Source organism: Vibrio sp. Evd11, assembly GCF_900382755.1.
Taxonomy (GTDB): Bacteria; Pseudomonadota; Gammaproteobacteria; order Enterobacterales; family Vibrionaceae; genus Vibrio; species Vibrio lentus.
Genome location: NZ_OSDX01000037.1, coordinates 15,952 through 41,649, shown reverse-complemented (window position 1 = coordinate 41,649; position 25,698 = coordinate 15,952). Strand labels below are relative to the sequence as shown.

General features: G+C 43.2%; 25 protein-coding genes, 1 tRNA gene and 5 pseudogenes. 8 read left to right on the top strand and 23 right to left on the bottom strand.

Features of this window, described 5'->3' with window-relative positions; genetic code table 11:
- Positions 1-36 precede the first annotated feature (36 nt).
- The 7 genes and pseudogenes from ED652_RS24150 to ED652_RS15570 all read right to left on the bottom strand — a co-directional run bounded on the left by ED652_RS24150 (position 37) and on the right by ED652_RS15570 (position 3,123).
- On the bottom strand, positions 37-222 hold the full coding sequence (locus tag ED652_RS24150; protein ID WP_122055416.1) for a restriction endonuclease subunit S: 186 nt from the start codon (positions 220-222) through the stop codon (positions 37-39).
- Positions 212-628 (bottom strand): annotated as a pseudogene (locus tag ED652_RS15595) (N-6 DNA methylase); the annotation flags it as partial. The pseudogene ED652_RS15595 and the gene ED652_RS24150, both read right to left, overlap by 11 nt.
- A gap of 5 nt (positions 629-633) precedes the next feature.
- Positions 634-1,275: pseudogene (locus tag ED652_RS15590) on the bottom strand (HipA N-terminal domain-containing protein); the annotation flags it as partial.
- The gene (locus ED652_RS15585; RefSeq protein ID WP_122055414.1) at positions 1,265-1,555 is read right to left on the bottom strand and encodes a helix-turn-helix transcriptional regulator; all 291 of its coding nucleotides are present in this window, start codon (positions 1,553-1,555) and stop codon (positions 1,265-1,267) included. The gene ED652_RS15585 and the pseudogene ED652_RS15590, both read right to left, overlap by 11 nt.
- A 150-nt stretch (positions 1,556-1,705) precedes the next feature.
- Positions 1,706-1,786: pseudogene (locus tag ED652_RS24025) on the bottom strand (DNA-binding protein); the annotation flags it as partial.
- A gap of 326 nt (positions 1,787-2,112) precedes the next feature.
- A tRNA-Val gene (locus ED652_RS15575) sits at positions 2,113-2,189 on the bottom strand.
- 265 nt (positions 2,190-2,454) lie between these two features.
- Positions 2,455-3,123, bottom strand: a complete 669-nt coding sequence (locus ED652_RS15570) for a DUF2726 domain-containing protein (RefSeq protein ID WP_122055413.1) — start codon at positions 3,121-3,123, stop codon at positions 2,455-2,457.
- 285 nt (positions 3,124-3,408) lie between these two features.
- Here ED652_RS15570 and ED652_RS15565 point away from each other — a divergent pair, with 285 nt between their 5' ends.
- Positions 3,409-3,594, top strand: a complete 186-nt coding sequence (locus ED652_RS15565; RefSeq protein ID WP_086049299.1) for a hypothetical protein — start codon at positions 3,409-3,411, stop codon at positions 3,592-3,594.
- 235 nt (positions 3,595-3,829) lie between these two features.
- Here ED652_RS15565 and ED652_RS24020 read toward each other — a convergent pair whose 3' ends face one another.
- Entirely contained in the window at positions 3,830-3,907 is a 78-nt protein-coding gene (locus tag ED652_RS24020) for a GGDEF domain-containing protein (protein ID WP_254051708.1), read from the bottom strand.
- A 240-nt stretch (positions 3,908-4,147) separates the two neighbouring features.
- Here ED652_RS24020 and ED652_RS15555 point away from each other — a divergent pair, with 240 nt between their 5' ends.
- On the top strand, positions 4,148-5,254 hold the full coding sequence (locus ED652_RS15555; protein WP_122055412.1) for a M20/M25/M40 family metallo-hydrolase: 1,107 nt from the start codon (positions 4,148-4,150) through the stop codon (positions 5,252-5,254).
- Positions 5,255-5,401: 147 nt separating this feature from the next.
- Here the strand turns inward: ED652_RS15555 and ED652_RS15550 are convergent, their stop codons facing one another.
- Positions 5,402-5,824, bottom strand: a complete 423-nt coding sequence (locus ED652_RS15550) for a DUF3859 domain-containing protein (RefSeq protein WP_122055411.1) — start codon at positions 5,822-5,824, stop codon at positions 5,402-5,404.
- Between the two features lie 74 nt (positions 5,825-5,898).
- The gene (locus tag ED652_RS15545) at positions 5,899-6,267 is read right to left on the bottom strand and encodes an ATP-binding protein (protein ID WP_122055410.1); all 369 of its coding nucleotides are present in this window, start codon (positions 6,265-6,267) and stop codon (positions 5,899-5,901) included.
- 274 nt (positions 6,268-6,541) lie between these two features.
- Between ED652_RS15545 and metA the strand changes: the two genes are divergently transcribed.
- Together metA and pilW are read left to right on the top strand one after the other, a co-directional pair.
- Positions 6,542-7,483 (top strand): homoserine O-succinyltransferase, encoded by a 942-nt coding sequence (gene metA, locus ED652_RS15540; RefSeq protein WP_086049295.1) that lies wholly within the window; start codon positions 6,542-6,544, stop codon positions 7,481-7,483.
- 169 nt (positions 7,484-7,652) lie between these two features.
- A complete protein-coding gene (pilW, locus tag ED652_RS15535) occupies positions 7,653-8,402 on the top strand; it encodes a type IV pilus biogenesis/stability protein PilW (RefSeq protein ID WP_122055409.1) in 750 nt (249 codons plus the stop codon).
- 89 nt (positions 8,403-8,491) lie between these two features.
- Here pilW and rlmF read toward each other — a convergent pair whose 3' ends face one another.
- Complete coding sequence (gene rlmF / locus ED652_RS15530; RefSeq protein WP_122055408.1) at positions 8,492-9,853, bottom strand: 23S rRNA (adenine(1618)-N(6))-methyltransferase RlmF; 1,362 nt, start codon at positions 9,851-9,853, stop codon at positions 8,492-8,494.
- Positions 9,854-9,857: 4 nt separating this feature from the next.
- A complete protein-coding gene (locus ED652_RS15525; protein WP_004734935.1) occupies positions 9,858-10,355 on the bottom strand; it encodes a YgjP-like metallopeptidase domain-containing protein in 498 nt (165 codons plus the stop codon).
- A gap of 153 nt (positions 10,356-10,508) precedes the next feature.
- Between ED652_RS15525 and ED652_RS15520 the strand changes: the two genes are divergently transcribed.
- On the top strand, positions 10,509-10,745 hold the full coding sequence (locus tag ED652_RS15520; protein WP_012604109.1) for a glutaredoxin family protein: 237 nt from the start codon (positions 10,509-10,511) through the stop codon (positions 10,743-10,745).
- A gap of 88 nt (positions 10,746-10,833) precedes the next feature.
- Here the strand turns inward: ED652_RS15520 and ED652_RS15515 are convergent, their stop codons facing one another.
- Positions 10,834-11,706 (bottom strand): LysR family transcriptional regulator, encoded by an 873-nt coding sequence (locus tag ED652_RS15515; RefSeq protein WP_122055407.1) that lies wholly within the window; start codon positions 11,704-11,706, stop codon positions 10,834-10,836.
- Positions 11,707-11,816: 110 nt separating this feature from the next.
- Between ED652_RS15515 and ED652_RS15510 the strand changes: the two genes are divergently transcribed.
- Both ED652_RS15510 and ED652_RS15505 read left to right on the top strand, forming a co-directional pair.
- On the top strand, positions 11,817-13,016 hold the full coding sequence (locus ED652_RS15510) for an MFS transporter (protein WP_122055406.1): 1,200 nt from the start codon (positions 11,817-11,819) through the stop codon (positions 13,014-13,016).
- An 85-nt stretch (positions 13,017-13,101) separates the two neighbouring features.
- Entirely contained in the window at positions 13,102-13,668 is a 567-nt protein-coding gene (locus tag ED652_RS15505) for a DUF1415 domain-containing protein (protein WP_017096948.1), read from the top strand.
- A gap of 37 nt (positions 13,669-13,705) precedes the next feature.
- On the opposite strand, the gene ED652_RS15500 is transcribed toward ED652_RS15505, so the two are convergent.
- A complete protein-coding gene (locus ED652_RS15500; protein ID WP_122055405.1) occupies positions 13,706-14,776 on the bottom strand; it encodes a sensor domain-containing diguanylate cyclase in 1,071 nt (356 codons plus the stop codon).
- 213 nt (positions 14,777-14,989) lie between these two features.
- On the opposite strand from ED652_RS15500, the gene ED652_RS15495 reads away from it, so the two are divergent.
- Positions 14,990-15,565 (top strand): nucleoside triphosphate pyrophosphohydrolase family protein, encoded by a 576-nt coding sequence (locus ED652_RS15495; protein ID WP_050650035.1) that lies wholly within the window; start codon positions 14,990-14,992, stop codon positions 15,563-15,565.
- A 136-nt stretch (positions 15,566-15,701) separates the two neighbouring features.
- Here the strand turns inward: ED652_RS15495 and ED652_RS15490 are convergent, their stop codons facing one another.
- From ED652_RS15490 to ED652_RS15450, 9 genes and pseudogenes are all read right to left on the bottom strand, one after another.
- Positions 15,702-16,190 (bottom strand): GNAT family N-acetyltransferase, encoded by a 489-nt coding sequence (locus ED652_RS15490; protein WP_017109820.1) that lies wholly within the window; start codon positions 16,188-16,190, stop codon positions 15,702-15,704.
- Positions 16,191-16,479: 289 nt separating this feature from the next.
- Positions 16,480-16,659 (bottom strand): hypothetical protein, encoded by a 180-nt coding sequence (locus tag ED652_RS15485; protein WP_122055404.1) that lies wholly within the window; start codon positions 16,657-16,659, stop codon positions 16,480-16,482.
- Positions 16,660-16,882: 223 nt separating this feature from the next.
- A complete protein-coding gene (gene cydX, locus ED652_RS15480) occupies positions 16,883-16,984 on the bottom strand; it encodes a cytochrome bd-I oxidase subunit CydX (protein WP_017109819.1) in 102 nt (33 codons plus the stop codon).
- Positions 16,985-16,994: 10 nt separating this feature from the next.
- Positions 16,995-18,136: pseudogene (gene cydB / locus ED652_RS15475) on the bottom strand (cytochrome d ubiquinol oxidase subunit II).
- A 12-nt stretch (positions 18,137-18,148) separates the two neighbouring features.
- A pseudogene (locus tag ED652_RS15470) lies at positions 18,149-19,735 on the bottom strand (cytochrome ubiquinol oxidase subunit I).
- 168 nt (positions 19,736-19,903) lie between these two features.
- Positions 19,904-21,322 carry a PLP-dependent aminotransferase family protein gene (locus ED652_RS15465; RefSeq protein ID WP_162929950.1) on the bottom strand — a complete coding sequence of 473 codons (1,419 nt, stop codon included), beginning with the start codon at positions 21,320-21,322 and terminating at the stop codon, positions 19,904-19,906.
- Positions 21,323-21,537: 215 nt separating this feature from the next.
- Entirely contained in the window at positions 21,538-22,998 is a 1,461-nt protein-coding gene (locus tag ED652_RS15460; protein ID WP_122055402.1) for a lytic polysaccharide monooxygenase, read from the bottom strand.
- 383 nt (positions 22,999-23,381) lie between these two features.
- Positions 23,382-24,827, bottom strand: coding sequence for an N-acetylglucosamine-binding protein GbpA (gbpA, locus tag ED652_RS15455; RefSeq protein WP_122055401.1), 1,446 nt, complete (start codon positions 24,825-24,827; stop codon positions 23,382-23,384).
- A gap of 491 nt (positions 24,828-25,318) precedes the next feature.
- A complete protein-coding gene (locus ED652_RS15450; RefSeq protein ID WP_099166875.1) occupies positions 25,319-25,678 on the bottom strand; it encodes a DUF6559 family protein in 360 nt (119 codons plus the stop codon).
- Positions 25,679-25,698 lie beyond the last annotated feature (20 nt).

The following is a 25,698-nucleotide window of genomic DNA, read 5'->3' as shown; positions in this document are numbered from 1 at the left end:
TAAAGCTGACCGACTAAAGTCGGTGGTTTTAACCTTTTAGGAGACTAATAAATAGTTGCCATCAAAAATGAAGTCATCAATGTAATCAACAATGCCTGACGCCCCATAATACGGGAACCCCCCTTGCCTTTTTTCTCGATCAAGACTTTTAAGGGGTATTCGTTTATTGTTTTCGAAGTTGGCAACTTCAGAGATGCGTTTAAGAGGCCAATTACAGCTCATAACCCAACCCCGCTAGATTTTTCTTAATCTCCGCCTCTAGCGCTGCTGACTCGGTAAGCTGCTCACTTAGCTTTGAAGTCAGCGTTGACATCTTCTCAGCAAAAGGAACACCATCGTCCTCTTCTTCAGCAGTACCAACATAGCGCCCCGGCGTCAGTACAAAATCATTAGCCTTGAGATCAGCAATCGTCGCTGATTTGCTAAAGCCTGTTTGGTCTTGGTACTTATCTACTTTGCCATCACCTCGCTCAATACGCGCTTTGAGTTCTGCGTCATCACAGCGCCAAGCATGGTAAGTGTCGGCAATTAGAGCGATATCATCTTTGGTCAGTTCTTTATTGGTACGGCTAATCATGGTGCCCATCTCACGGGCATCAATGAACAGCGTCTCTTTTTGGCGGTTACGGAAACCTTCGAAGTAAACTTAACTAGCCATGCTTCATCACCAGGCTGTGCATAAGTGCGGCATTGTGTTGCGCCTCCAGCTGGCATATAAATTTGTGCTTTAGGGCGAGCACCACCTGAGCTACCTACTGCGACCAAAGTTGCTAACACTTGCTGAGTACTACCGTCTAACTCGTCCGTCTCTTTATAGTCAAGTACGGATTGGTCGAACAAGGTTTGGGCTTCAAGTCCCAGTGTTTCCAAGTCAATATCTGAAGGCAGATCTAATGAGAACCCAGAGACAGGCGTAAAAGACAATGCTCCCATTCCTTGCAGGCCAACAAACGCCAATCTATCCATTGCTGTTACTTGCGCTGGTAAAATACCTTGTTGACGGAACACACGATCTTGCAACAACAACCCCCAACCATCGGGAAGACTATCGCCAAAAACGCCGTGAATGCCTTGATGTGGTGCTTTTGGTGCTTGCTGTAATCGCACATCACCTTGAAGAGTAAATGGAGATAAATTGCCAAATCTGCTTATATAGTTTTCATCGTACTGAAAGAAAACACCTTGACGGTTTTGCGCTAATACACCCACCGATACGATTTCGCCTGTTGTGAGAGTACGTCCAACATTCAACTTTTGGATGGATTTAAAGCTCATCTTTAAGCACCTCTTCTATGCTGGTTGGTAAAGCGTTACGGTCAGCAATTGTTTGTGTCAATTGATAAAGCCTATCGAGTGAATCCAGCGACTGCCACAAAAGCAGCAACTGGCGAAATGAAATTTGTCCGGTAAGTTCAAACTTTTTTATGGTCGAAGCAGGTACACAACTACGCTGGGCCAGTGCCTCTCGCGATAGCTTCTCTTGTTTACGTAAGCCACGCAGATGAGTAGCAAAAGCTTGGCTTACATCGGTATCATCTAAAAGTGAAAAGTTCATACTCAGCCCGAATGGATACAATAATGTCCATTATATCTGAATTTTATAACTTATGGATACAATAATGCCCATATAAATATAAACAACAATCACATGGTTGGAGAAGAATACTAAAAGCTGATGCTTTACGTCAGACAAGAGGTTGAGTTAAGGTAATTCATGTATTTCTATAAAGTGATACATTCCTGACCTAGATAAACTGGTCATTACTAATACTTTATTGAGACGAATTTAGCGAGTGGTTGCGCTTGGTATATTGAAACCTTACAAGTGAGTGAATCTCACTTAAATAGCATAGGGCTGAAATTATTTACCATTTATAAGCGGTGCTTGATTTGAGTTGCCGTTAAAGGCTGTACCTTTTTCGCCATCGTAACCCCCTGAAGTAACCTCGAAATTGCTTAGATCTTAAAAGACTACTTCAGAGATTACTTTAAACGGTGGATTTTACAACACATCATGGGATCTCTTGGGACCAAGAAATAGCTAAGAGACTGATAAAACAAGGAATTCAGGACACAAAAAAGCCCACACTAGGTGGGCTTTCTTTTTGAATTTGGTGCCCGCTACTGGACTCGAACCAGTGACACCTTGCATGTCATGCAAGTACTCTAACCAACTGAGCTAAGCGGGCAACTCTGTGAAACTTATCTAACCGCTTTGTTAAGTGGCTAACGCTTCAGAACGAGATGGATAATAGCGAGTGATTTGGATGCGTGCAAGGATAAATTTGCACAAAACTGTTCGTTTGCTTTTAAAAACAACAATCAGAATAAAATTTAAACACAAAGTAGATCAATGGCTTGAAGTAGATCACATTTAAGTTCAACTTCGATGATTACATACATCAGCATACTTTGTGTCTGTTCTCCCTTTACTGAGCACTTTGGCGCGCGATATTAGTTAGAATCATCGTCCACGTCGAACACGACGTTGTAGTTCTCGGTATAAGTACAGTTAGGTTGACGACTACAAGTAAAGAAACGTCGGCCTTTATAATCGCCATGGCTTGCCAGTTTGATAATCATCGGGCTGCTACATTTCTTGCAGAATCGAACCTCTTTTGATGGCTCGATCAAATCAATGTGTGCTGCCAGTAACCTCTTCAAACGGCTCACTTGATAACTGTGCTTAATTGAAGCGCCAATAAGTGGAAGGCCAGCCGATTTACAAACGTGCATCAATAGCTTCTCGCGATCAACCTTTCCTTTATTAAGCTCTTTCCCATTGTCCAATTCGATGATTACGCGTGGCTCTAACGTTCGCGGGTCGCACACTACAAAGTCAAAATAACTACGTGAGATTTTGTTGTTCGCAATAAACCAATTCTTCTTGTTATTAGCCTTAGCAGGGATAACAACGTTAGACATGCTCACTTTAGCAAATACTTCCCCATGGTTACCCACTGCAGATTTAAGTGCGTTATAGAATGTCGCTTGTTGTGCCGACATTAACGAGCCTTTCTTCTGATAAGCATCATCTTTGGTGTCATCATTTTTTACTAGATAGTTTTGAATAAAGTAAAAGAACACAACCAGAACAATTACAACGATAAAGATATTAGTCATTTTCCAACACAATCACATTTGTATGGGGTTAAGAGAGTGGTTAGCGTATGTAGAAAAGCGTCATGTGGCAAGAAAAAGAAGTAGAGTGACAAACTTGAATCATGAGCTTTGAACGCTTTAATCGCCAGAGGTGGCCTCTTTATCAGCTTCGACAGTTCAAGACATACATCTCCTATTTACTAATCAAATCATCAATTACATATTAAATTGATTTAGATCAAACCGCACCAAGTTGTGACCAACTAGCATTAAAAACGTTAGGCAAATGTTAATAAGGAAATTACTATGGAACTCAAACAAGACCCAAGATGTTATACCGATGTGTGTGTCGATGGTAAGTGGTTCCATTATGACCACTGTGGAACTCAAGCTTATATGTTAAAAGGTGGCGCTTCAGCAGTCATTGAGCTCGCTCGTGAACCAGCAACAGAAGGCGAACTGGTTGAAATGTTAGAAGGTATCGCTAAGTAAGACTCTTAACAAATAACATGAAAACTAAGCGAATAGGAGTTGATAACACTCCTATTCGCTTAGGTTCTTTAGGTTCATTTAAGCGGTATTGCGTACTAAGCTGATTTCAAATGCTGTTTGTAGGTACTACTATTTAACTCTTGATTCGTTAAATGAATGTTCGCACCAATTGGTGTGGCCGACGCTAACGGACCAGAACATGTTTCTATCGTTTGATCAGCGATTGTTTGCCTTATCATTTCAATTGTTCGTCTGGCTCTTGAGTACTAGCAAGCAGTAAAACGAACTCTTCCCCACCCCATCGAGCCAACACATCGTTTATTGATAGCACTCTCCCTATACGCTTAGCAACCTTTAAGACAACCGACACATATGTAGATTAAAATCCTGAACACGGGTCGATCCGAGTAGTATTTTTCTCATAAATTAGAATAATCAGATAATTTTCTTGATTTAACTCAGGCAATGATTCTGTAAAAAGGCGTTATAGTAATTTTCCTGTTCCAGCCTCCGTGACTTCTTTAGAAACAACGGAGCAAAATGAGAATTAACAATGACCCAAATTAATGAACAACGTCTCGTAGAACATTTCTGCGATCTAGTGAAAATTGATAGTGAATCTCGTAACGAAAAAGCGATTGCTGAAGCTTTGGCTGAGCAACTCGGTGAACTGGGTTTTGAAGTTCACAAACTGGCGGTTCCTGAAGAAGTGTCTAACGGTTTCAACATTTACGCTCGTCTAGATGGCACTCTTCCAGGTAGCACAGTGTTCAGCTGCCACATGGACACTGTAACGCCAGGTATCGGCATTGAGCCAATCATCGAAGACGGTATCATCCGTTCAAAAGGTAACACAATTCTAGGTGGCGACGACAAGTCTGGTATCGCGGCTATCATGGAAGCAGTTCGTTGCATCAAAGCTGAAGGCCAAGAGCACAAAACTATCGAGATTGCATTTACAGTATTCGAAGAAGGCGGTCTGTTCGGTTCTTTAAACTTCGATATGTCTTACATTCAGTCTGAGCACGCTATCGTACTTGATACAGGCGGTCCAATTGGCACTATCGTCAATGCGGCTCCGGGTCAGCAGAAGATTGTTGTTAACATCAAAGGTCGCCCTGCTCACGCGGGTTTAGCGCCAGAAGAAGGCATCAGTGCCATTCAAGTTGCTGCAGATGCGATCACTAAGATGAATCTACTTCGTATCGATGAAGAAACTACGGCAAACGTCGGTATTGTTGAAGGCGGTCAAGCGACTAACATCGTAATGCCAGAGCTTAAAGTCGTGGCTGAAGCTCGCTCTCTAAACGGAGAAAAGCTAACAGCTCAAGTTGAGCACATGATCTCTACATTCCAAGAGAGTGCAAAACAGTTCGGCGCTGAAGTAGAAATTGAATCGACTCGTGCTTACGATGCATTCGTTATCGCAGACGATCACCCGCACATTCTTTCTATCAAATCCGCATTCGAGAAGCTTGGCGTAACGGCGAACACCAAACGCACTGGTGGCGGTAGTGATGCGAACAACTTCAACGCAAAAGGTCTAACAACGGTTAACCTTTCTACAGGTATGGCGAAAGTTCACACCACTGAAGAGTACATCGCAGTGAAAGACATGGTCGCAATCACTGAGTTTGTTGTGGCTTACGTGACTCAATAGTCTTACTGGTTAACTGCCTGTCTTACTTGTTAACTAGACAATCTTACTCGTTGACGAAATAGAAAATGCCATCTAGTTAACGTCAAAAAGCCGAGTTCACGTGTAACTCGGCTTTTTTGTTTTCTTAATTTAAACAGAAGTTCTAACCTAAAAACCCCTACGCTTCCAAAATTGGCCTTCGTCTTTTGCAACAAGGTCGAATGTCTTATCGGCAATGATGTTGCCTTTTAGCTCGACCGTCATGCGCCATTTACCAAGCTTATTTGAGACTGGCGCCCAGATGGTGTCACCTAAGTAAAAATCCCAGTCGTTGTTACCGACATGCTCTTCACCATCGAACGGTTCGAGCACTTCGCCCGTGTCGGTGGTGATGTGCGGGTGATAGATGCAGTAACGGATCTTTTCACCTTTGGCTTTTTTGATATTCAGGATATAGCCAAATTCCACGTCGATTTCAGCATCAACAATAGTGGTGAACTCTTGGATTTTTGGAAGGTCTTTAGATTTAGAATCCCATGTGGAATAAATACCATAAGAAGTCATGTCGACCACAACAGAGCGCTTTGCCATTTCAATCGTTACCTTGGAGTTGTTCTATTAATTTAATTCTATTTGCCACTCAGCTAAGTTGGATAAGCACGAGACTATTCTTGCCAATCTTTTGCCATGCGCTTAATCACCGACGGTTCGATGTCGTGAATGCTGCCATATTGTTCTCGGCACACTTCTATAACCAAGTCCGCTTTGTATTTGAGTGCAAGTTGGCGGTAAGCCTTCATTTCCCACTGCTTAATAAAGGTATTCGACACCACAACGTCTAACCCTTGCTTCAAGCCGTCTTCTGCAGTGTTCTGACACCACTCATGCGCTTGCTGCAACTGTCTTGGGTCAAAACAATAGTCACCCTGCTCATTCACGTAATACATATCCGCTTCAACATGCAATGCATCGTAGGTTTTTGCTTTTGTTGACTTGCCAGAACCCGGCAACCCTCGAATGAGTATTAACTTCATCTGTCACTTTACAGGCTAATTCGAAAACATGAGTTTATCTTAAATAGTAATGAGTTTCTCTGATAACTGCCTTTGCTCAACATCCGAAAACCGAGTCCTTACACTGACTCAGGTAACCACTGAATACAGTGAGACTGCCCTCGATGTCGGTGGATGGCTTCTGATAGAAAACACAAATAATTTACAACTATCCACTTTGTATATCGACAAGCGTATCAAACTACTATAGATTTAGAAGTATAGACGTCTACATATCTAGCTTAGGGAGAAAGCTTTGCCTATTCGCATTCCAGACCAATTGCCAGCATCTGATGTTCTTCGTGAAGAAAACATCTTTATTATGCCGTTATCAAGAGCATCGACACAGGAAATTCGTCCACTTCGAGTCTTGATCCTCAACCTGATGCCGAAGAAGATTGAAACTGAAACTCAATTCTTACGCCTACTATCGAACAGCCCATTGCAAGTCGATGTAGAGCTGCTGCGTATTGATGACCGTCCAAGCAAAAATACACCAACAGAACACCTTGATAACTTCTATCGCCAATTTGAAATGGTCAAAGGGAGAAACTTTGATGGATTGATCATCACTGGTGCGCCACTTGGCTTGGTTCAATTTGAAGACGTTATCTACTGGGATCATCTAAAAACCATCATGGAATGGGCGAACAAGCATGTGACCTCAACCTTGTATGTGTGTTGGGCAGCTCAAGCTGGCTTAAAGCTCTTGTATGATTTACCAAAGCGTACTCGTAAAGATAAGCTTTCTGGAGTTTACAACCACGAGATACATAACCCGTACCACCCAATTTTACGTGGCTTCGACGATACCTTCTTGGCACCGCACTCTCGCTATGCTGATTTCTCTCAGGAATACTTAGCCGAGCATACTGACCTTGATGTTCTTGCGACTTCTGATGTGGCGGGCGTATACCTAGCAGCGACCAAAGATAAGCGAAACGTGTTTGTAACGGGGCACCCGGAATACGACTCGCATACACTTCACAACGAATACATCCGTGATTTAGGTGAAGGCATGGAGCCAGTGATACCAATCAACTACTACCCGAACAACAATCCAGACAACAAGCCTGTTGCAAGCTGGCGTAGTCATGGACACTTGTTGTTCTCTAACTGGTTAAACTACTGCGTTTACCAACAAACGCCTTACGATCTGGATCATTTCAGCGAAGACAACTTTACCAAAGACGATTAAGTTCTTTCTTCCGATTCACAAATACATAAAGCCGTGTTCCATAGGTCGTTGATAAAAAGCCAAATTGGACACGGTTTTTTTATGATGTTTGGGTCGCATTCCATAATCGATCTAACACTTAAGTGTGTTCAATTTCATATCATAGGTTTGTGTTCAAAAGGAGCTGCACATGCCTAACAAGTCGCTATCACCAAAATCCACCCTGATATCTCATCTCACGCTACTCGCCTCTGTTTCTCTGGTAGGTTGTGTTTCTGTAACCGAAGGGCCACCAAAAATGGAAAGTGACCCAATTGCGATGTCTCAATCACGTATAGAATTGGGGTTGGGCTACATGGGACAAGGTAATATGGTCAAAGCACGTGAAAATCTAGAGCTCGCTATCAAACACGCTCCTAGTTATTACCGCGCGCAACTTTCGATGGCACATTACTACGAGCAAGTTGGCGAAGTAGATGAAGCAAGAACCACTTACCGCAAAGCACTCAGTCTCGATTCAAGAAACGGCAATGTATTGAATAACTACGGTACGTTCTTGTGTAAACAAGGCGAATACGAGCAAGCTGATAAATATTTCAACCGCGCAATTGATCAACCCTACTACTACCTTGTCTCTGCAAGTTATGAGAATGCTGCATTCTGCGCGTTTAAGGCTGGTAATACCGACCAAGCAAAATACTACTTCACACGTGCTATTGACCACGACCCAAATCGCGCAAAATCGATACTACAGCTATCAAAAATTGAAGTGAGTAACGCCGATTACAACGACGCTAGGCTTCGTTTATTCAAATTCCACCAGCGTTATGGCTACCAAATTCCATCACTTCAAATTTTGATTGAACTCGAAAGAAAAGCAGGAAATAGTGCACTAGAAAAAAAATATCAGAGCAAGTTAGATGAATTGCTTTCAGCTTAGCGAATATGAAAAGCACAAAAAACGGGCTTGTTGCGTTAACAACAAGCCCGTACGTAATTTCAACTTAATGTCTTAACTCCGTGCAGCCGCTATTTTAGCGCGATCCACTCTTGTCTTTGCTCGTCGTCCATAAAGGTCCATGCGATAAAGCGACTCACCTTCTGGCCTTGCGACATCTCAACCACTTTTACTTGTTTAGCTCGTAGCTTACCCAATTCTGAACGAATCATATCAACGTTGTCTTTCTTAGAAATCAATGTCGTAAACCACAATACTTGAGTCGCAAACAGTTGGCTCTCTCTCGCCATTTTCATAATGAAAGCAGCTTCGCCACCCGGACACCAAAGTTCAGATTTTTGGCCACCAAAGTTTAAGGTTGGTTTCTCTTGCTTAGTTGATTTATCTAACTTAACTGGCTTCTTATTCGTTTCTGGCTTGAATGATTGCTCTGCTTTCTTTGCACGGTTTGCCGCTAGATTATCCAGTTTGCGTTGTGATCCCTTTTCCGCCTCTTCTAGAGAACTATGGAATGGAGGGTTACAAATAGTGACATCGTAACGTTCATTATCCTTAATCACGCCCTTAAAGATAGATTCAGAATCCGCTTGTAGACGAGCTCGGATCTTACCTTTTAGATTAGCGTTACTTTCAGCAATGAAGTTTGCTGTTTTGATAGATACTGAATCGACATCAGTTCCCGTGCAGCGCCACTTATATTCTGTCGCACCAATAATTGGGTAGATACAGTTTGCACCCACACCGATATCTAATGCTTTCACAGACGCGTGGTTATAAGGTTCACCTTGGCCATCGCTATTAAGGATGTCTGCCACTCTGTGAATGTAGTCTGCACGGCCAGGAATTGGCGGACACAAGTAACCAGCAGGAATATCCCAATGCTTAACGCCATAGTGGTGCGCCAGTAAAGCTTTGTTAAGTAACTTAACGGCCAATGGATCAGAGAAATTAACGGTGTCTTCGCCCACTGGGTTCTTGATCAGATGTTCTTTTAGCTCAGGTAACGCTGCAACCAATAACTCAAAGTCGTAGCGACCTGTGTGTTGGTTTCTTGGGTGTAATCCACCTTGAGGCTTCTCTGCCGAACGTCTTTTCTGTGCTGCATTCTTGTTAAATGCAGTTTTATTGAAAGACGCCTTATTCGATGGCCCTTTATTAGCGCCCGGCTTACCTTTGCTATCTTTTGCAAAAGGTCGCTTTGCTTTGTTATTACCAGCGCCTTGGGGTGCAGTACTCTTACGGCTTTTATCAGATGTGTTCTTTGTAGAAATACGCTTGTCGCTGCTTGGTTTACCTGTACTTGGCTTAACATCACCTTGCTTTCGGTTACCTTGCTTGCCATTGCCTTCTTGAACTTGGCTATCTTTTGTTTTTGCAGATGAGGTACCGTTTTTTGACAGGCTTAGCGTAGTTCTATTTTGTGATTGGCTCATTGGGCTACTTCTTTAAGTCTAAATACATCATGAATAAACGGGCATCTAACTCAAGTTGATGATATTCCGGCTCCATGTGACAGCATAGTTGGTAAAAGGCTTTGTCGTGTTCTTTCTCTTTGATATGCGCCAGTTCGTGTACCACCAACATTCTCAGCAAAGGTTCTGGCGCATTTTTAAAAACACTAGCGATACGAATCTCATTCTTCGATTTGATCTTTCCACCGTGATTCTTCGCGACGTAAGAGTGCAGACCTAATGCATTATTGATTAGGTGTATCTTGCCGTCATAAATCACTTTACTGATCGGTGGTGTTTTTTTCATATAACGATTTTTAATCTCAATCGCATAGTCAAACAGGGCTTTCTCGCTTTTTATTTCATGATTCTTTGGGTAGCGAGCTTCGAACCACGGCACCAACTTTCCCGATTCAACTAGCTGAGTTACCGGGTCGAGAATGTGCTTCGGGTAGCCTTGGATATAGCGTAAAGAAGGATGCATGCTGAAAGACCGTACAAGTTACACCACGACAATACGTTGTGGTCTTGAAAATTGAGCCGCATAGTGTAACTGATCACACTTTTCTAATCACCTAGGATTCGTTACACTTTAGCGAGATTCACCAAGAGCTAGACTCAAAAAGAGATTATAAAAATGAAACGTGTTGTATTGTACGTCGCAGACAAATGCCCGCACTGTAAAGATGCACAGCGCTATTTGGATTCAAAGAAAATTGTTTACCGCCTAACGAATGCAAAGATGCAGCGTGGCCGTAAAGAGTTGCAAGCGATGGGAGCTCGCTCTATCCCCGTACTTAAAATAGGCGACCAGGTGATGGTCGGCTGGAATCAGAAGAACTTCGATAAGATGTATAACTCAAAGAGTACCTAAGTGCTCTAAGCCATTGATAATTCTATATAATAAAGCCCGAATGTCCAATCTAGGATGCTCGGGCTTTGTTGTTCTATACCATTCTAAATCACACGTAGCGCTTAACGAAATCAATAAAGGTTCGGTCCGCCTTCGACAGGTACCCATCCTTTCTCCAAGCCAAAGATAGATTGAGTTTTACAGGATCTTTAAATGGCACCCCCACGACGTCTTCTTCGTATTCTGTGACCAAACTCAGCAGCGCAGTAATGGCAAACTCTCGTTTTACTATAGAAAGAATCATTGGCAATAAGTTGGTTTCGAAGGCGATGGTCATATCGAGATTGTATTTTTTACAGGTCGCATCAATGAAATCACGGTGGAAATAACCCGACTTGAACATAATCAGTTCTTGCGCGAAAAACTCTTTAAAGGTAATGAATGGTTGTGACGCTAATGGGTGCTCTTTGCCAACTACAGCTAGCATCTCAGAACTCAATAAGTGATCGGTTTCGAGATCATCTGGGACATTTTCATGATTGATAACCCCAATATCGAGTTCGCCGTTTAATAGCATTTCACGAATCGATGCGGTGCCGGCATCAATTAAAGTCAATTTTAGGTTTGGGTATTGGCTTTTAAATGCCATCACGACTTGGGGGAAAAAGTAACTCCCCATCATGCTTGGAGCGCCTAATCGCACTTCTCCCTTTTCTAGTCCCTTTAGCTCATTCATTGCGAGTTGAGCATCATTGAACTGTTGGGCGATTCGCTTCGCATGCTCAAATAACACTTTGCCCTCTTCCGTTAAGGTGACGGATTTATCTCCGCGACGAAATAAAATCAACTCAAGTGTCTGCTCTAGTTTTTTAATGGAGATACTCAATGCAGGCTGTGCGATATGCAGCGCTTTGGCGGCTTGAGTGAAGTTACCAAACTGAGCAACAGCCAGAAAATGTCGAAGTGGTTTTGATTCAAGCATGTCGATATATTAATTATATAGAGGTAATATTTTTAATATATTTCTTTAATCGCCATTGTGCTGATAACTTGTTCACAAATAGCTTACTAACTCGCGCAGGCACAACGTAAATGTTTGATAAAGGCAGTCCTCAATACAGACGTATCACCCAATCATTGGCGATTGGCTCGTTTATCATTTTCTGTAACCTTTATCTCTTTCAGCCAATCTTGCCGCACATGGCCGAGCACTTCCAAGTATCGGAAACTCAGATCAACTGGCTGTTTGCCGCGACAACACTTGGGCTTTCCATCAGTTTGGTGCCTTGGGCAATCGCATCTGAAACCTTTGGCCGAAAGCCCATCATTCTGTTCAGTCTGTTCGCTATTCCTTTGATTGGACTGAGCATGGTGTTCACGACTACTCTACTACAGCTTGTTATTGCTCGAGCATTCATGGGAATTGCAGTCGCTGCTTTTGCGGGCGTGGCGGTTGCCTATATGGTCGAAGAGTTATCACCCAAAGCATTCGCAGTCGCGATCGGCGGTTATATTGCGGCTAACTCACTAGGTGGAATCTTCGGGCGTGTACTCGGGGGCTTAATCACGGATTACTTTGACTGGCACGCTACGGTATTGTTTTTCGTTGTCGGCTCTTTGCTTGGCGCACTCTATATTGCTTATAGCCTGCCTGACCAACAAAACTTCAAACCTCAGAAAGGGTTGTTCTTTCATCATAACCGCTCGGTTGTGATGCACTTAAGAAACCGTACCTTGTGGCTCGCGATGTTGATTGGTGGCGCTAACTTTGCGCTATTTGTTAACCTGTACTCTGTAATGGGCTTCAGGCTTGTATCTGCACCTCACTCGGTACCCGTTGGTTTAGCTTCGCTGATATTCCTATGTTACTTGGCTGGTACGGTAAGCTCTAAGCTCTCCAACAAATGGACACTTCGTTTTGACCCGTTAAACGGTATATTGATGGGCGTGTGTATCAGCTTAATTGGCATGTGGGTTTCTGCCGTCGACAAAGTCCCGTTCATGTTAGCAGGCTTGTTATTGATTAGTGGCGGCGCGTTCTTCGCCCATACCCTTGCCTATTCTTGGGTAAGTCAAAAAGCACCAAGCGCTAAGGCGACGGCAACTGCACTTTACTTAGTTCACTATTATATTGGCGGGAGCTTAGGTGGTTTCTTGCTCTTATATTGTTGGCAGCTGTTTGGTTGGAATGGCGTGATTGCGGGTGGGTCTATCTTCTATGTTGCAATATTTGCTTGGGTCTACCAATTAAAACAACTTCAAGTATCGGCCTCTAAACTCGCACAAGCATAAGTGCGACTGAGGTTGTAACTCAATTATTGCTTTTGATTAACGTCCGTTCTGATATCCTACGCAAAATTTCATTTCGGAACCTGTTATGTCGAACACTCAAAGCACAGATCTTCAAACCATCCACGACCAAGTAAAACAGTGGTTAGACGATGTCGTTATTGGCCTAAACCTGTGTCCATTCGCAGCCAAGCCACAACGTAATAAACAGATTAAGATCTTTGTGAGTGAAGCGAATACGGAAGAAGCGTTATTGGAAGATATCATGACGCATTTTGTAGAGTTAGATAACACGCCAGTCGCAGAATTAGAGACGACTTTGGTGGTTGTGCCTAACATGCTGCAAGATTTCTTCGACTACAACATGTTCATTGATTGGATTGAAGCTTTGATCAAGCAAGAAGATTGGGAAGGTGTTTACCAAGTGGCAACCTTCCACCCAGACTATTGCTTTGGTGGTGCGGATCCAGAAGACGATGAAAACCTAACAAACCGCTCTCCATACCCGGTTTACCATTTGATTCGTGAAGCAAGTATGGAAAAGGTGTTAAAGCACTACCCTAACCCTGAAGCGATTCCTGATACCAACATCGCGAGAGTTGAATCTTTAACACCCGAAGAGCGTCGTAAGTTGTTCCCTTATCTATTCAGTTAAGAACTAACCTTTGAGCATTAAAGACTGCAGCTTCAACTTACGAGTCTGAGTGTTCTTGATGATATGGGCGAGATATAAACTGATCTCGTCCATTCTGTTTCGCAATGTACAGGCATTCATCGGCAACTTTGATTAGCGAGTCTAATGCCGACATTCTTTCCCCTTTGCTATCCCCAGTACTCAACTCAAAATGACACGCGCCAATTGATATGGTGATAGGCTTACTATCTAGTGTAATTTTCTTCATTTCTTGTAAAAGAGTCATGAACTTATCTTCAACACAACTTGGTGTACTATTTGGATACCAAAGAATGTACTCTTCACCACCAAAGCGAGCTACAAACTCTCCATCTTGAATATTATTGCGCAGAACGTTTGCCACTTTCTTTAAAACAACGTCACCCATTTGGTGACCGTAAGTGTCATTAACGACCTTAAAGAAGTCGATGTCTACGACGGCTAGTGTCCCTTTACCTAGAGAGCCTTTTAACTGCTCTACTTCTGCATTCAACGTTTTGAACAAGCAACGTCGATTCGGCAAGTGTGTAAGAGGATCGTACAAAGCTTGATATTCAAGTTTTTCATTTAACTCTGTCAGTTTACGTTCTTGCTGTCTTCTAACGAGTTCCACTTCTATCCATGAGGCCATTAACCTCATCACGTCAATGTCGAACTCTTTGAATTCACGATGATAAGGAGTCGGGCTTGAAAAGTTTAAGGTGCCATAAAGCTCATCATTGACGAAAATAGGGACACCAATGTAAGACTCCAGACCAAAAGATTGGTAGGCAGGATGAGTCGCATACTTATCATGTTTGCCACAGTGTTCAATACAGATAGGCCTGATCGATTTACACGTTATCTCACAGTAGGTCGAGCGATAATCGAAGGTGTCACCTCTATTGAGTTCAACGCCTTCGGGTGTGACACAATGTTCAACTAAATAAGTATTACCATCGACTTTAGATAAGATACCAATATCTAAGTTGAAGCGTTCAAGGCCCATGATAAGCAGCTGAGCGATCTGAATATCGAAACCCTTTCGATAATCATTGGTGATTTGATACAAGCGGCGTATAACAACTTCACTTTCACTAGCTTGGTTCATAACTGGGATCCCACTGCAGCCAAAGTTAGTGGCAACATTAATATTTGGTATATTAAGAAGAGTAAAGGGTAAAAAAACACAATAATCAATTGGTTTGTATGCAAAATACCTCATTGGTCCAATGAATAAAAGTCGACTTCTTCGACTTTGCGTTAGCACCCTATTCCCAGCTTTGGTAAAATACCCCATTAACGAAACAGAATGGATAGGAAAATGAACCTTTCTCAACTAAGCCAAGAAATCTACGATCACCTTTACCGCGACATTGAAGAGTTCCGCAGTACTTTTGATCTGCCTGTTGCTGCTCCTGAAACAATGGACGAAAAAGGCGATACGCTACACACCTCTCTAGCGATCGAAGAACTGACAGAACTTGCAGAAGCTGACTCAAAAATCGAACAAGCGGACGCTATTGTAGACAGCGTTTATGTTTTGATGGGACGTTTGGTTCACCTTGGCCAAGCTAAGGTAGAAGACAACCTAGCAATCAGCTACCTGATCGACCTACTGTTGAATGTTTCTAAAAACCGTTCAATCGACTTTCTACCTTGTTGGGACGAAGTACACTCAAGCAACATGAGTAAAGTATGTCGTAATGAAACAGAATACGCAGAAACTGAAGCTTTCTATGCTAAGCAGAACATCAAACTGATGGCGGTTCAAAAAGGCGAGTACATCATCGCTAAGTGTGCGGAAGATTTCGTATCTGAAGGCAAAACCGTTCGCCAAGGTAAAGTACTAAAATCAGTACATTACCGCCCTGCGAACCTTGAGCCACTAACGGCTTAAGTAAGGCTACAACTGAAGCACTTTAAAGCCTCAGTTGACTGAAATCGAAAACGCCACGTTATTTTAACGTGGCGTTTTATTATCTATTAGAAAACTCTAGCTGTGTTAATTGGAGCCGTGTATTAGAAGCAGAACACTATACCAGTCGTGCCATGTGATAAGCCGCCACATATTCGCCATTTCTAAAGGCAAATCCAGCCGACTCCCCTTCAATCACGAAGCCAAACTTCTTATACAGGCTGATCGCTCGTTCGTTATCGGTATAGACGGTGAGCTCCAGTCGTTTGATGTTAATCCAGTTATCACACAAGTCGATCGCGGTCGCGAGCAGTTGGCTACCGACACCTTTGCCTAATACATCATCTTTAACACCCATACCGAATGAAGCAACATGACGCCTTCTCGGGTTTACACACACTTCCATTCCCAAATTGCCCACAATCTCATCGTCGATCATCGCGACATACGAGTACACGTTGTCGGGCATATTAGAGATTCGTTTCTGCCAGCTTTCCAGAGATGGATTTGGGAGTTGCAGCGTACCGGTATAAGCATTAGTGCATTCGTAAACTTCTTTTATTCCCTTTGCATCTGACGGTTCAGACCGTCTCACTATAATACTCATCGCAACTCCTACTATTATTCTTCGCTAAATGTGATGCACATCCTCAATGTGCACCTAGACACACTATCAAATAGTAAATATTTAACAATAGGTTAGATGAAATTGTTTCAAATTAAGGAATTAGCAAGTCGAGGGAAACAGTATTTTGACGAAGGCGTATTAATAATATGGTTTTACTTGTCGTGGCTAACGGAAGAGTTTCCGATCGAGAGAGTAAAGAATAGGTTATCATGTTGATGTGATATGGACACAAAGATATGTGCCCATATTGCTAAACTAGCTTTCTTGATTAGTCACGTTCACATTGAACTTGCATGACTTTAAGATTCGTAGCATTGAGCTTCTTAGCTAACGCTGCGCCTTCTTCATTACATTGCTCAAGAGTCGTAAATTGGGTATTAATTTCCATTTCAGCGGTGCTGTCAGCGCCACCGATCATTAAGCTTAGAAGTAGTGTTAGTTCGTACATTAATTAATCCTCTTTCGAGTTTTCAAAATATCCAATCGAATTAGATAACGTGCCTAGGTTCAGCCCTAGTTCACTTGTTTCGTTTGAGATAATTCTAATCATTCACTCGATTCGAGTCTTACCATTTTGTGCCACTAACTAAGAAAGCAGCATAGTCATGAATTAAAGGCATAAAAAAGACCAGAGCATCATCTTCTGGTCTTTTTTATGAATCAAACGTCAATCAGAGTTCTGTTTCCGAATCACTTTTCTCTAAGCTAATCACATTCAAAACTGCAAATGCAGAGGCTAGGAACAAGCCTAATATCCAAACAAAATACCACATGAAAAACTCCTTAATACAGTGAATGGCCGTTGCGTTCGACATACTCGCTATCGAGTCGTCCAAACATGGTGCGATAACTAAAAGCGGTGTAACACAGAATGATTGGCACCATCACAAACGCTACACCTGTCATGATATTTAAGGTCAGTTCACTCGATGTTGAATCCCACAACGTTAAGCTATGGCTTGGATTAACACTCGACGGAATAATGAATGGGAACATCGAAAAGCCAGCCGTTAAAACAATGCACGCATTAGTAAAACTTGAGCTGATGAAAGCCAGCGCATCCCATTTTAATCTCGCGCTAATCAAAGCCAGCAATGGAATGGAATGGTCACACTGCCAATTGGCGCAAACCACATCCAAGGGTAAATCTCGAAGTTGGTTAACCAAGCACCAGTTTCTGCCATCGCTTGTTTGTTTAACGGGTTTGAAACAGCGCTATGGTTCAACTCACTAACAATCAAATAACCATCAATTTGGCTTATCGCTAAACCGCCAATGACCATCAAGCTAGCTACAAGTATCGCGCTCGCCTGCACAACCAATCTTGCCTTGTTGTATAGCGCATCGGTGGTTTTCATCATCAGCCAAGCACTGCCTTGCAACAACGCCACCAATAACCCAACGAAGCCACACAAGAGAGCAAACGGATTAAGCAAATCAACAAACGATCCGTGGTACTCAACCATAAGCAAGCTATTGAGCGAGAAAGGAAGCCCTTGCATCAAGTTGCCAAACGCGACACCAAATAAAATCGGCGGAAAGAAGCCTGAAAATGAAATCGCCAAATCACATATTTTTCGCCATTGGTCGTTGTCTATCTTTGCTCGGTATTCAAGTGCAAGAGGACGCAGCCACAATGAGATAAGCGCCAAGTACATCGCAACATATAAGCTTGAAAACGATGTCGCATACACTAACGGCCAAGCTGCAAACAAAGCACCACCTGCGGTAATTAACCACACTTGGTTGCCGTCCCAATGGGGTGCAATAGAGTTAATCATCACTCGTCTTTCAGAGTTGGTTTTACCAATAAACGGTAACAACGCCCCCACTCCCATATCAAAACCATCGGTGATCATAAATCCAATCAGCAAAACACCGATTAGCACCCACCAAATTAAACGCAATGTGTCATATTCGAACATGAGTCAGTCACCTTATTGTTGAACTTGTCGCGCCAATTTGGCTTCAAGCGATGTTGTTGTTTGTTCATAGTGATAACGCCCCGTTTTTAAACTGCTCGGGCCTTTTTTGACGACGGTAATCATCAAGTAACTTTCAACAATGATGAAGACGGTATAGAGGCTAATAATTAGCGCGAGAGACGTAAGTAAGTTCTCAACGGTTTGCGAAGATGCCGCAACCGCAACAGGGAGAATTTCACCGACCGCCCATGGCTGACGACCATACTCTGCAACAAACCAACCCGCTTCGATTGCTACCCAAGGTAATGGAATCGATCAAAGCGCCGCTTTCAATAGCCAAGGCTTTTGAGTGATGTTTTTACGGTAGGTTTGTAAGAAAGCCGCGCCAAATACAAACAACATAATGAAGCCACAACCCACCATGATTCTGAATGACCAGAACAAAGGCCACACAGTTGGGATTGAATCATCAGCAGCTTGTTGGATTTGCTGTTCAGTCGCGTCAGTCACGGTGTCTGTGTACCGCTTAAGTAATAAGCCATATCCGAGATCGTGCTTAGTTTTATCGAAAGCTTGCTCTGTCTCATGTGAGGTATCGCCAGATCGCAAACGCTCTAGCAATTCATAAGCAATAATACCGTTTCGAATACGCACTAAATGTTGATCACGCAGATCATGAAGCCCCGTCACTTGCTCGTCCAAAGATCGCGTTGCAATAATCCCCATCACATACGGAATTTTCACAGCGAAATCCGTTTTGCCTTCCTCTTGGTTTGGTAATCCGAACAAGGTAAAAGCTGCAGGAGCAGGCTCGGTGTGCCATTCCGCTTCAATTGCCGCGAGTTTCACTTTTTGGACGTCACCCAGTTCATAACCAGATTCATCGCCAAGTACGATTACGGAGATAATCGATGCGATACCAAAAGACGCCGCTACAGCGAAAGATCGCTTGGCAAAGGCAACGTCACGACCTTTAAGCAAGTAGTAAGAACTCACGCCAAGGATAAACATCGCACCGCAGGTATAAGCTGAAGCGACTGTGTGCAAGAACTTAACTTGAGCAACCGGGTTAAGCACCACTTCGGCGAAGCTGGTCATTTCCATACGCATGGTTTGGTAATTGAACTCTGACCCAATCGGGTTTTGCATCCAACCGTTAGCAACCAGAATCCATAATGCAGAGAAGCTAGAGCCCAACGCCACCAACCAAGTCACGACAAGGTGTTGGCGTTTGGACAGCCTTTCCCAACCGAAGAAGAACAGTCCAACAAAGGTGGACTCTAGGAAGAATGCAACAAGGGCTTCGATCGCAAGAGGAGCACCGAAAATATCGCCGACATAGTGAGAATAATAGGACCAGTTGGTGCCGAATTGGAACTCCATGGTTAATCCGGTCGTGACACCTAAGGCGAAGTTAATACCAAAAAGCTTGCCCCAAAAGCGAGTCATGTCCTGATAGATTTGCTTACCGGTAAGCACATAGATCGATTCCATGATCGCCAGTAAGCAAGACATACCAATAGTTAACGGGACGAAGAGAAAGTGAAACATAGCGGTTAGCGCAAACTGTAAACGCGACAATTCAACTACATCAAACATTTAAGCTCCAAACATCATAATGATGGCTTTCATATTAAGAATTGGAGCGTATTTCAGCACAGTTCGAACAAACCAAACTAGAACAGAACAGCGGTTAAAAAACAGAACAGATTGAATTATCCGACGAGTAACAAGCTAGATTTCTGGTAAACATAGTCGACTAACGACTTAGGCTTGTGATTCCATGGTCTGAATCAAATCGCCTAGCTTTCGAATGGCTTCTGCTATGTTGTCGTCACAAGCGTACGAACAATTGAGACGAATATGATGAGAGAACTTTTTGTCGCTGCTGAATATAATTCCCGGCGCAACAGAGATGTTGTGTTCAAGTGCTTGCTCATAAAGCTTCTCTACACAAACAGAATGAGGCAGCTCTATCCAAAGGAAGTAACCACCTTGGCTTTTATGAATCAGAGCACTCGTAGGCAAACTGGATTCGAGAAGTGCTATATGCGCCTTCTTCCTTTCATTCAGCAGTTTACGAAGCTTTTTAAGGTGGTTGTCATAGCTATAAAACGTCAGGTAGTGAGATAAGCCAAGCTGAATCGGAATACTGCTGGAGAGTGTCGATAGATGCTGCAACCTCTGAATCTTTAACGCTTGTTTCCTTGCAACTACCCAACCAATTCGAAAGCCCGGCGACAGTGATTTGGAAAACGAACCACACAGCATGATTTGCTCGCCAGTGTCATAAGCTTTGGCTGGCAATGAACTTTGGTTTCCAACGTGAAGCTCACGATACACATCGTCTTCAATCATTGGGATCTTATGGTCATTCACTAACTCGGCGAGTCGCTCCTTGTTGTTATCACTCATCGAATAGCCAACAGGGTTTTGCGATTCTGTCATGAACCAACATGCTTTGATGTCCATTGAAGCGAACACCGACTCCAATACATCTAAATCGATACCGGTTTCAGGATCGGTCGGGATCTCAACAGCGGTAAGATTAAGCCTTTCAATGGCCTGTAACACACCATAAAACGCAGGGTACTCTATCGCGACTAAGTCACCCAGTTCGGTACAGGATTGCAGGCATAAGTTAAGTGCTTCCATTGCCCCAGACGTGATCACAATATCGTCGGGCAATACATCTAGCCCACCAGCTTGATAGCGCTGAGCGATTTGCCTGCGGAGTGTTTCACTGCCCGGTGGCAAATTAGTAAGCATGCTGTTATCGGGCATTTGACGACTGGCATTGGCTAAACTACGCGACAATGCTTGATGCGGAAACAAAGCAGGATCTGGAAATGCCGAGCTGAGTGGAATGATGCTAGGGTCTTTGGCTCGTTGAAGCACATCGTAAAGCAGGTCACTGATTTTAACGGGGTACGGCTTGATGGCTTTTTGTTGCGTGTGTTCTGAGGTGAATACATTTTTACGCGGTAACACGAAATAGCCAGACTTAGGCTTTGAACGCACATAGCCTTGGTCTTCAAGCTGTTGATAGGCCTGAAGTACCGTCTCGATACTGAGTTTATAGCGCTTACACGCATCTCTAATTGATGGGATCTTCTCTCCACTCAGCCAGATGTTTTGTTCTATCTGATTCTTGATTGTATTGGCGAGTATCTGAGATTTTTTCATCAAAAAGTCTTTTCTATCTAATGTGTAAAAGATTACTAAACCGTGGATATTCGAAGCATTCGGACATTCAGGTATAACAAAGCCCTACCCTAAACCCAATTACCATCACGGTCGACTTGTTTATCTCTCCCACAAGAAAAGACACCACACTCATCAATCGAGTGTAGTGCCTTAGTTACTAGTTACTAGTTACTTAGTTTAGATTAACTAACCGACTAGTTCGCTGGACGCCAAACGCCCCACTTGTCATTCTCGTAGGTCGCCTTAGGGTTTGTACCACCTTGAACCCACCATTGCGCTTTCCATGACTGGTTCGAGTAAGTCACGACTTCGCCACCAAGGTAAGTCGCTGATAAGTCCCACGTGCCATTGTCTGGGTCTGGAGTCGGATCAGGATCCGGCGTTGGATCTGGGTCTGGTGTTACACCACCGTCATCGACAATCACTTCGAACGTGAAGGTTTCAACACTATCACTTTCAATAGAACTAGCCATGAATGACAAGGTTTCATTAGCTACAATACCAGTCGTATCTACGACAACTGACGCAGTACCGTTATTTTGGATGCTTACAGCAGAACCTTGAGTTTGAGTTAATGTCGCCGCTTCACTTGTTGCAATTACAACTTTGTCGCCAGCATTCACTACGTTGTCACTATTCACTAGCTCGTAGATGTCGCCTTTCAATGGTTCCACACCACCGTCGCCACCATCAATCAACGTTAACTGACCAGAAGCACGACTATCCTTTGAGTTGAAGAAGTTACGTGAAGGATCGTTTTGGAAATACATGTAGTGCTGCATTTCAGCGTGCCAGTCACCAATGAAGATCGCGCCATCTTTGAACTCTTCATGCCAGCCGTTAATTTCTGAAGCCAACAAACGAGCCCAATCGTTAACGTTTGAAGCGTCGATAACGATGTCGAAGCTACGCGCTACTTCACCGTACTTGTTGATGATGTCGTATTTAACCGTATCACCAATTTCTGGCGTACCAAACTGGTCAGAAACAAACAGGTCGCCACGGACTAGATCAGGCTCAGGACCCGGCTCTGGTGGAGGAGTTGTACCACCCGCGATTGTGATGTCTGAACAGTTGTAGAAGCCTTCTCCTGCTGCATCGTCACGTTGCCAACGTACGTATAAGATTGCGTCGCCAGAGCGGTCTGAAGGAATCGTTACGTTGATACGGTATTTGCCACCACTTACAGGAACATTCCCAACTTCTTGGATAAGATCTAAATCACCCCACGCTAGGCCTTTACTCAGGTCTGCGTTTGGTTTTGTTAGATAGAACTCCCAGAATGACGGGTTGTGTGGTGCAGTCGCGTTGAATACATATTCAAATGTACCAGTGCTTAGCTCGGTGCGAGTCCAACCTGTATGAGGTGCGCCCATACCACGCTTTTGCGAATCATTGGCATAACACAAAGTGCCGTCTGGAATCGCAGCTTTCACAGCATTGATGTTGTTGAAATCTTGGATATTTTTCGCATATTCATTACGTTGAACGAACGGATATGACCCTGAAATATCTTTTGCTTGAGCACATGCCGCATTTGGTGGCGTACCTGACCAAACTCCGCCTTGCTCGTAACACGTGTTCTGACGTGCACTTGGAAATTCAGACCAGCCATGAGCGTTTGCCACTGATGGCACGCTGGATAGCATAGCCATCCCCACTGCTATTTTTAGAATATTATTATTTGCTGTTTTCACTTTCACACTCTCTATTATTTTACCCTGCACACAACATCAATTGGTCACTTACCAACCTAAATTGCAGTTCGAAGGCTTATAGTTTTTAATTGAAGAACAACGAAAAATATATACGTCAATTTTATCAATGACAGCGGGTTTTATATTGATAGGAATCAGAGTCACACAACTCAAACAAAAGCGTTGTAGATAGATGATGTTGCTTCGAATTATTGGATCTCAGTATTCCGTCTTGATTGGAGAAACAATATTCAAAGTGAATAAAAAAGCGGCTGAATGATTAAGCCGCTTGGAAGTTTGTGTATCGAATAGAGAACCGAGCCTAGTCGACTAATGAAATCTTAATCCAATTTTTTCCATTGTTGTTCAACCCAATTAGGATCTTCAGCAACACCCGGAAGATACGCTTCTTCATTACACTGTTCAGCCCATGAGCCAAAGCATTGATAAATACCTTCGCCTTCAAATAGGACGATGTCTCCATCAACGTAACTACCAAAACCTTCTGGATACACATAATCATGTTCAGGCGGTGGTGTGCCAGCTTCAACCAAATGGAAGTTCAACGTCTGTTGCCCTACCAACTTGCCTTCGCTGTTTTTCACACTCACGACTAACATGTGGTGACCAGCTTCTGATTTGGATAAAGGCAGCGCTACAGGTTCTGACGAATCATCTTCTACTTCACCACTCCAGTGCGCTAATGACTCTCGGCTATGGTTGTACACCGTCAACTCAGCTTTAACATCACCTTCGGCCACCAGTGTTAGGTCTAGAACTGTTGCTTCTTCACCAATTACGTATTCAGGCTCTAACCCTTCAACCGTGAGTGAGGTTTCTGGTTCCGGTACTTCAACATCGTAGCCTATTTCTACGCGCTGGATACCGCTGTCTTTATTGACGTATATCGGGTTCACACCATAAATTGGATCGAACCCGCTTTCACTCCATACACCAGACTTAATATCGTCATGCTCCTGATTAACTTTGGTCGCTAATGCCTTTGACCAGTTCTTTGATTGGCCAGCTTCACTGTCAGTAATCTCGAGACGAGTACTTAGTGCAGCGTTTTCGCCAGAACCATCAAAGACACGTGTGTATACCGCATCACCCTCTTTCAAATTCATGGTCGGAATTATCTGGCCTGCATTTCCCCAGCCCGGTAATTGAGAGTCATCGCCATCAAACACAACATCAATCGCGTTATAGAAAGCCTTATCTGTATCACCAACATCCCAAACCGCCAGAATCACATGATAGCCTTCGCTCTCTGGTACGTTACAAGTGTGAGTAGCCGTATCTTGTGTCATCTCTCCATGACCATCAACTTCACAGAAAGGTGTAAGGTTGAATGCAGCACGTGTCAGTGGTGAGTTTTGGTCCCATCCATCTTTCGTGATGTAATACTTGAAACCAGCTGCAACGTGGTTAGCCTTAAATGTCCACTCAAACTCTTGGGAACCCGCTTCTATTGGGCGTTTCTGCCAGCGCTCTGAAGTTTGTTCATCTAGATTTCTTGCAATTGATATCTCAGCACTAGCAATGTAACCATCATCAGGCCCGCCTTCAGGGAAACCGTCATCACCTTCCACACTTTGTGGTTCGTACTGTATGTTGCTGCAGTCCATGTTCTTAGGCTGACCTTCAGAATCTTCTAGGTGACACAGAGCGACACGACTTATTATGTTGCCTTCATCATTTAGTGACACAAAACCATGTGCCATAGCACCACCACAAACGGTAGACAACGCAATCGCTAGAGCCGTTTTCTGTATTCTTATTCTCATAACTTTTCCATTTAAAGACTTCATTATTCCAATTAACAGACCTCAATAATTTGGCCCGTCGACCTATCCAATATTGTGGATTGATCTGATATTGCGATTCGCTATTAACGGGTTACTTGGCTTGAATATAGTTATTTAGCTCGAACATTAATAAAGAGAATGCATATCAGTCGATTTGAGCATGGTTTATGAAGACGGGATTATTTAATCAATAAGACTGATTGATACTCAGCAAAGCTGATAAGGTAAAAAAGCCAGTTCATACATCTGAAAAATATGAGGTTTATTCAAAATTTAATGAGACAGAGCATTAACTATTTGAATAGTTTTATGAATGGAAAAGGCATAGGCTGGTTTAGAAAAGATTGGATGAAAACGGAAAGAGTCGAGTTTCTCGTCAAAATAACGATTTTGACGAGTCATCATAAATAGCGGGTTCGATTAGATCAGGAGAGGAATAAAATTGCTTACTAGTTTATTGCCTCAGAAGCTTAATAACGGCTGTTCATACCAAAGCGATGTGACATGTCATCGTCCATACGACCTCCCTTCCAGCCGCCGCCACCCAAAAGATTGAGCACATCGCGCGCGGTGTAATTCTCGCCGCCGAAGAAGTCATTAGACACATCATTACGTAACAGCTGGATAATGGGAACCAATTCAACATCTAAATCTTGTGGATCAGCAAATAAAGCCAATGCGATTTGCTGTTGGCGTTTACTCAATTCACGAGAACTCGTTTCGACTTGACCGATCGAGAAAAAGTCACGGCTTCCGTAACTCTGTACCATCTTTGCAGACAGTAACTTAATCACCTTTTTGATTCTTCGTCGTTGAATATATCTAAACACTCTAGTTCCTCTTTCAATTT

What these genes read in the sequence shown, in the direction of transcription:
- ED652_RS24150 (WP_122055416.1), bottom strand. Translation starts at nt 222, where the DNA reads ATGAGCTGTAATTGGCCTCTTAAACGCATCTCTGAAGTTGCCAACTTC.
- ED652_RS15585 (WP_122055414.1), bottom strand. Translation starts at nt 1,555, where the DNA reads ATGAACTTTTCACTTTTAGATGATACCGATGTAAGCCAAGCTTTTGCT.
- ED652_RS15570 (WP_122055413.1), bottom strand. Translation starts at nt 3,123, where the DNA reads ATGACTAATATCTTTATCGTTGTAATTGTTCTGGTTGTGTTCTTTTAC.
- ED652_RS15565 (WP_086049299.1), top strand. Translation starts at nt 3,409, where the DNA reads ATGGAACTCAAACAAGACCCAAGATGTTATACCGATGTGTGTGTCGAT.
- ED652_RS15555 (WP_122055412.1), top strand. Translation starts at nt 4,148, where the DNA reads ATGACCCAAATTAATGAACAACGTCTCGTAGAACATTTCTGCGATCTA.
- ED652_RS15550 (WP_122055411.1), bottom strand. Translation starts at nt 5,824, where the DNA reads ATGGCAAAGCGCTCTGTTGTGGTCGACATGACTTCTTATGGTATTTAT.
- ED652_RS15545 (WP_122055410.1), bottom strand. Translation starts at nt 6,267, where the DNA reads ATGAAGTTAATACTCATTCGAGGGTTGCCGGGTTCTGGCAAGTCAACA.
- pilW (WP_122055409.1), top strand. Translation starts at nt 7,653, where the DNA reads ATGCCTAACAAGTCGCTATCACCAAAATCCACCCTGATATCTCATCTC.
- rlmF (WP_122055408.1), bottom strand. Translation starts at nt 9,853, where the DNA reads ATGAGCCAATCACAAAATAGAACTACGCTAAGCCTGTCAAAAAACGGT.
- ED652_RS15525 (WP_004734935.1), bottom strand. Translation starts at nt 10,355, where the DNA reads ATGCATCCTTCTTTACGCTATATCCAAGGCTACCCGAAGCACATTCTC.
- ED652_RS15520 (WP_012604109.1), top strand. Translation starts at nt 10,509, where the DNA reads ATGAAACGTGTTGTATTGTACGTCGCAGACAAATGCCCGCACTGTAAA.
- ED652_RS15515 (WP_122055407.1), bottom strand. Translation starts at nt 11,706, where the DNA reads ATGCTTGAATCAAAACCACTTCGACATTTTCTGGCTGTTGCTCAGTTT.
- ED652_RS15510 (WP_122055406.1), top strand. Translation starts at nt 11,817, where the DNA reads ATGTTTGATAAAGGCAGTCCTCAATACAGACGTATCACCCAATCATTG.
- ED652_RS15505 (WP_017096948.1), top strand. Translation starts at nt 13,102, where the DNA reads ATGTCGAACACTCAAAGCACAGATCTTCAAACCATCCACGACCAAGTA.
- ED652_RS15500 (WP_122055405.1), bottom strand. Translation starts at nt 14,776, where the DNA reads ATGAACCAAGCTAGTGAAAGTGAAGTTGTTATACGCCGCTTGTATCAA.
- ED652_RS15495 (WP_050650035.1), top strand. Translation starts at nt 14,990, where the DNA reads ATGAACCTTTCTCAACTAAGCCAAGAAATCTACGATCACCTTTACCGC.
- ED652_RS15490 (WP_017109820.1), bottom strand. Translation starts at nt 16,190, where the DNA reads ATGAGTATTATAGTGAGACGGTCTGAACCGTCAGATGCAAAGGGAATA.
- ED652_RS15485 (WP_122055404.1), bottom strand. Translation starts at nt 16,659, where the DNA reads ATGTACGAACTAACACTACTTCTAAGCTTAATGATCGGTGGCGCTGAC.
- cydX (WP_017109819.1), bottom strand. Translation starts at nt 16,984, where the DNA reads ATGTGGTATTTTGTTTGGATATTAGGCTTGTTCCTAGCCTCTGCATTT.
- ED652_RS15465 (WP_162929950.1), bottom strand. Translation starts at nt 21,322, where the DNA reads ATGAAAAAATCTCAGATACTCGCCAATACAATCAAGAATCAGATAGAA.
- ED652_RS15460 (WP_122055402.1), bottom strand. Translation starts at nt 22,998, where the DNA reads ATGGCTATGCTATCCAGCGTGCCATCAGTGGCAAACGCTCATGGCTGG.
- gbpA (WP_122055401.1), bottom strand. Translation starts at nt 24,827, where the DNA reads ATGAGAATAAGAATACAGAAAACGGCTCTAGCGATTGCGTTGTCTACC.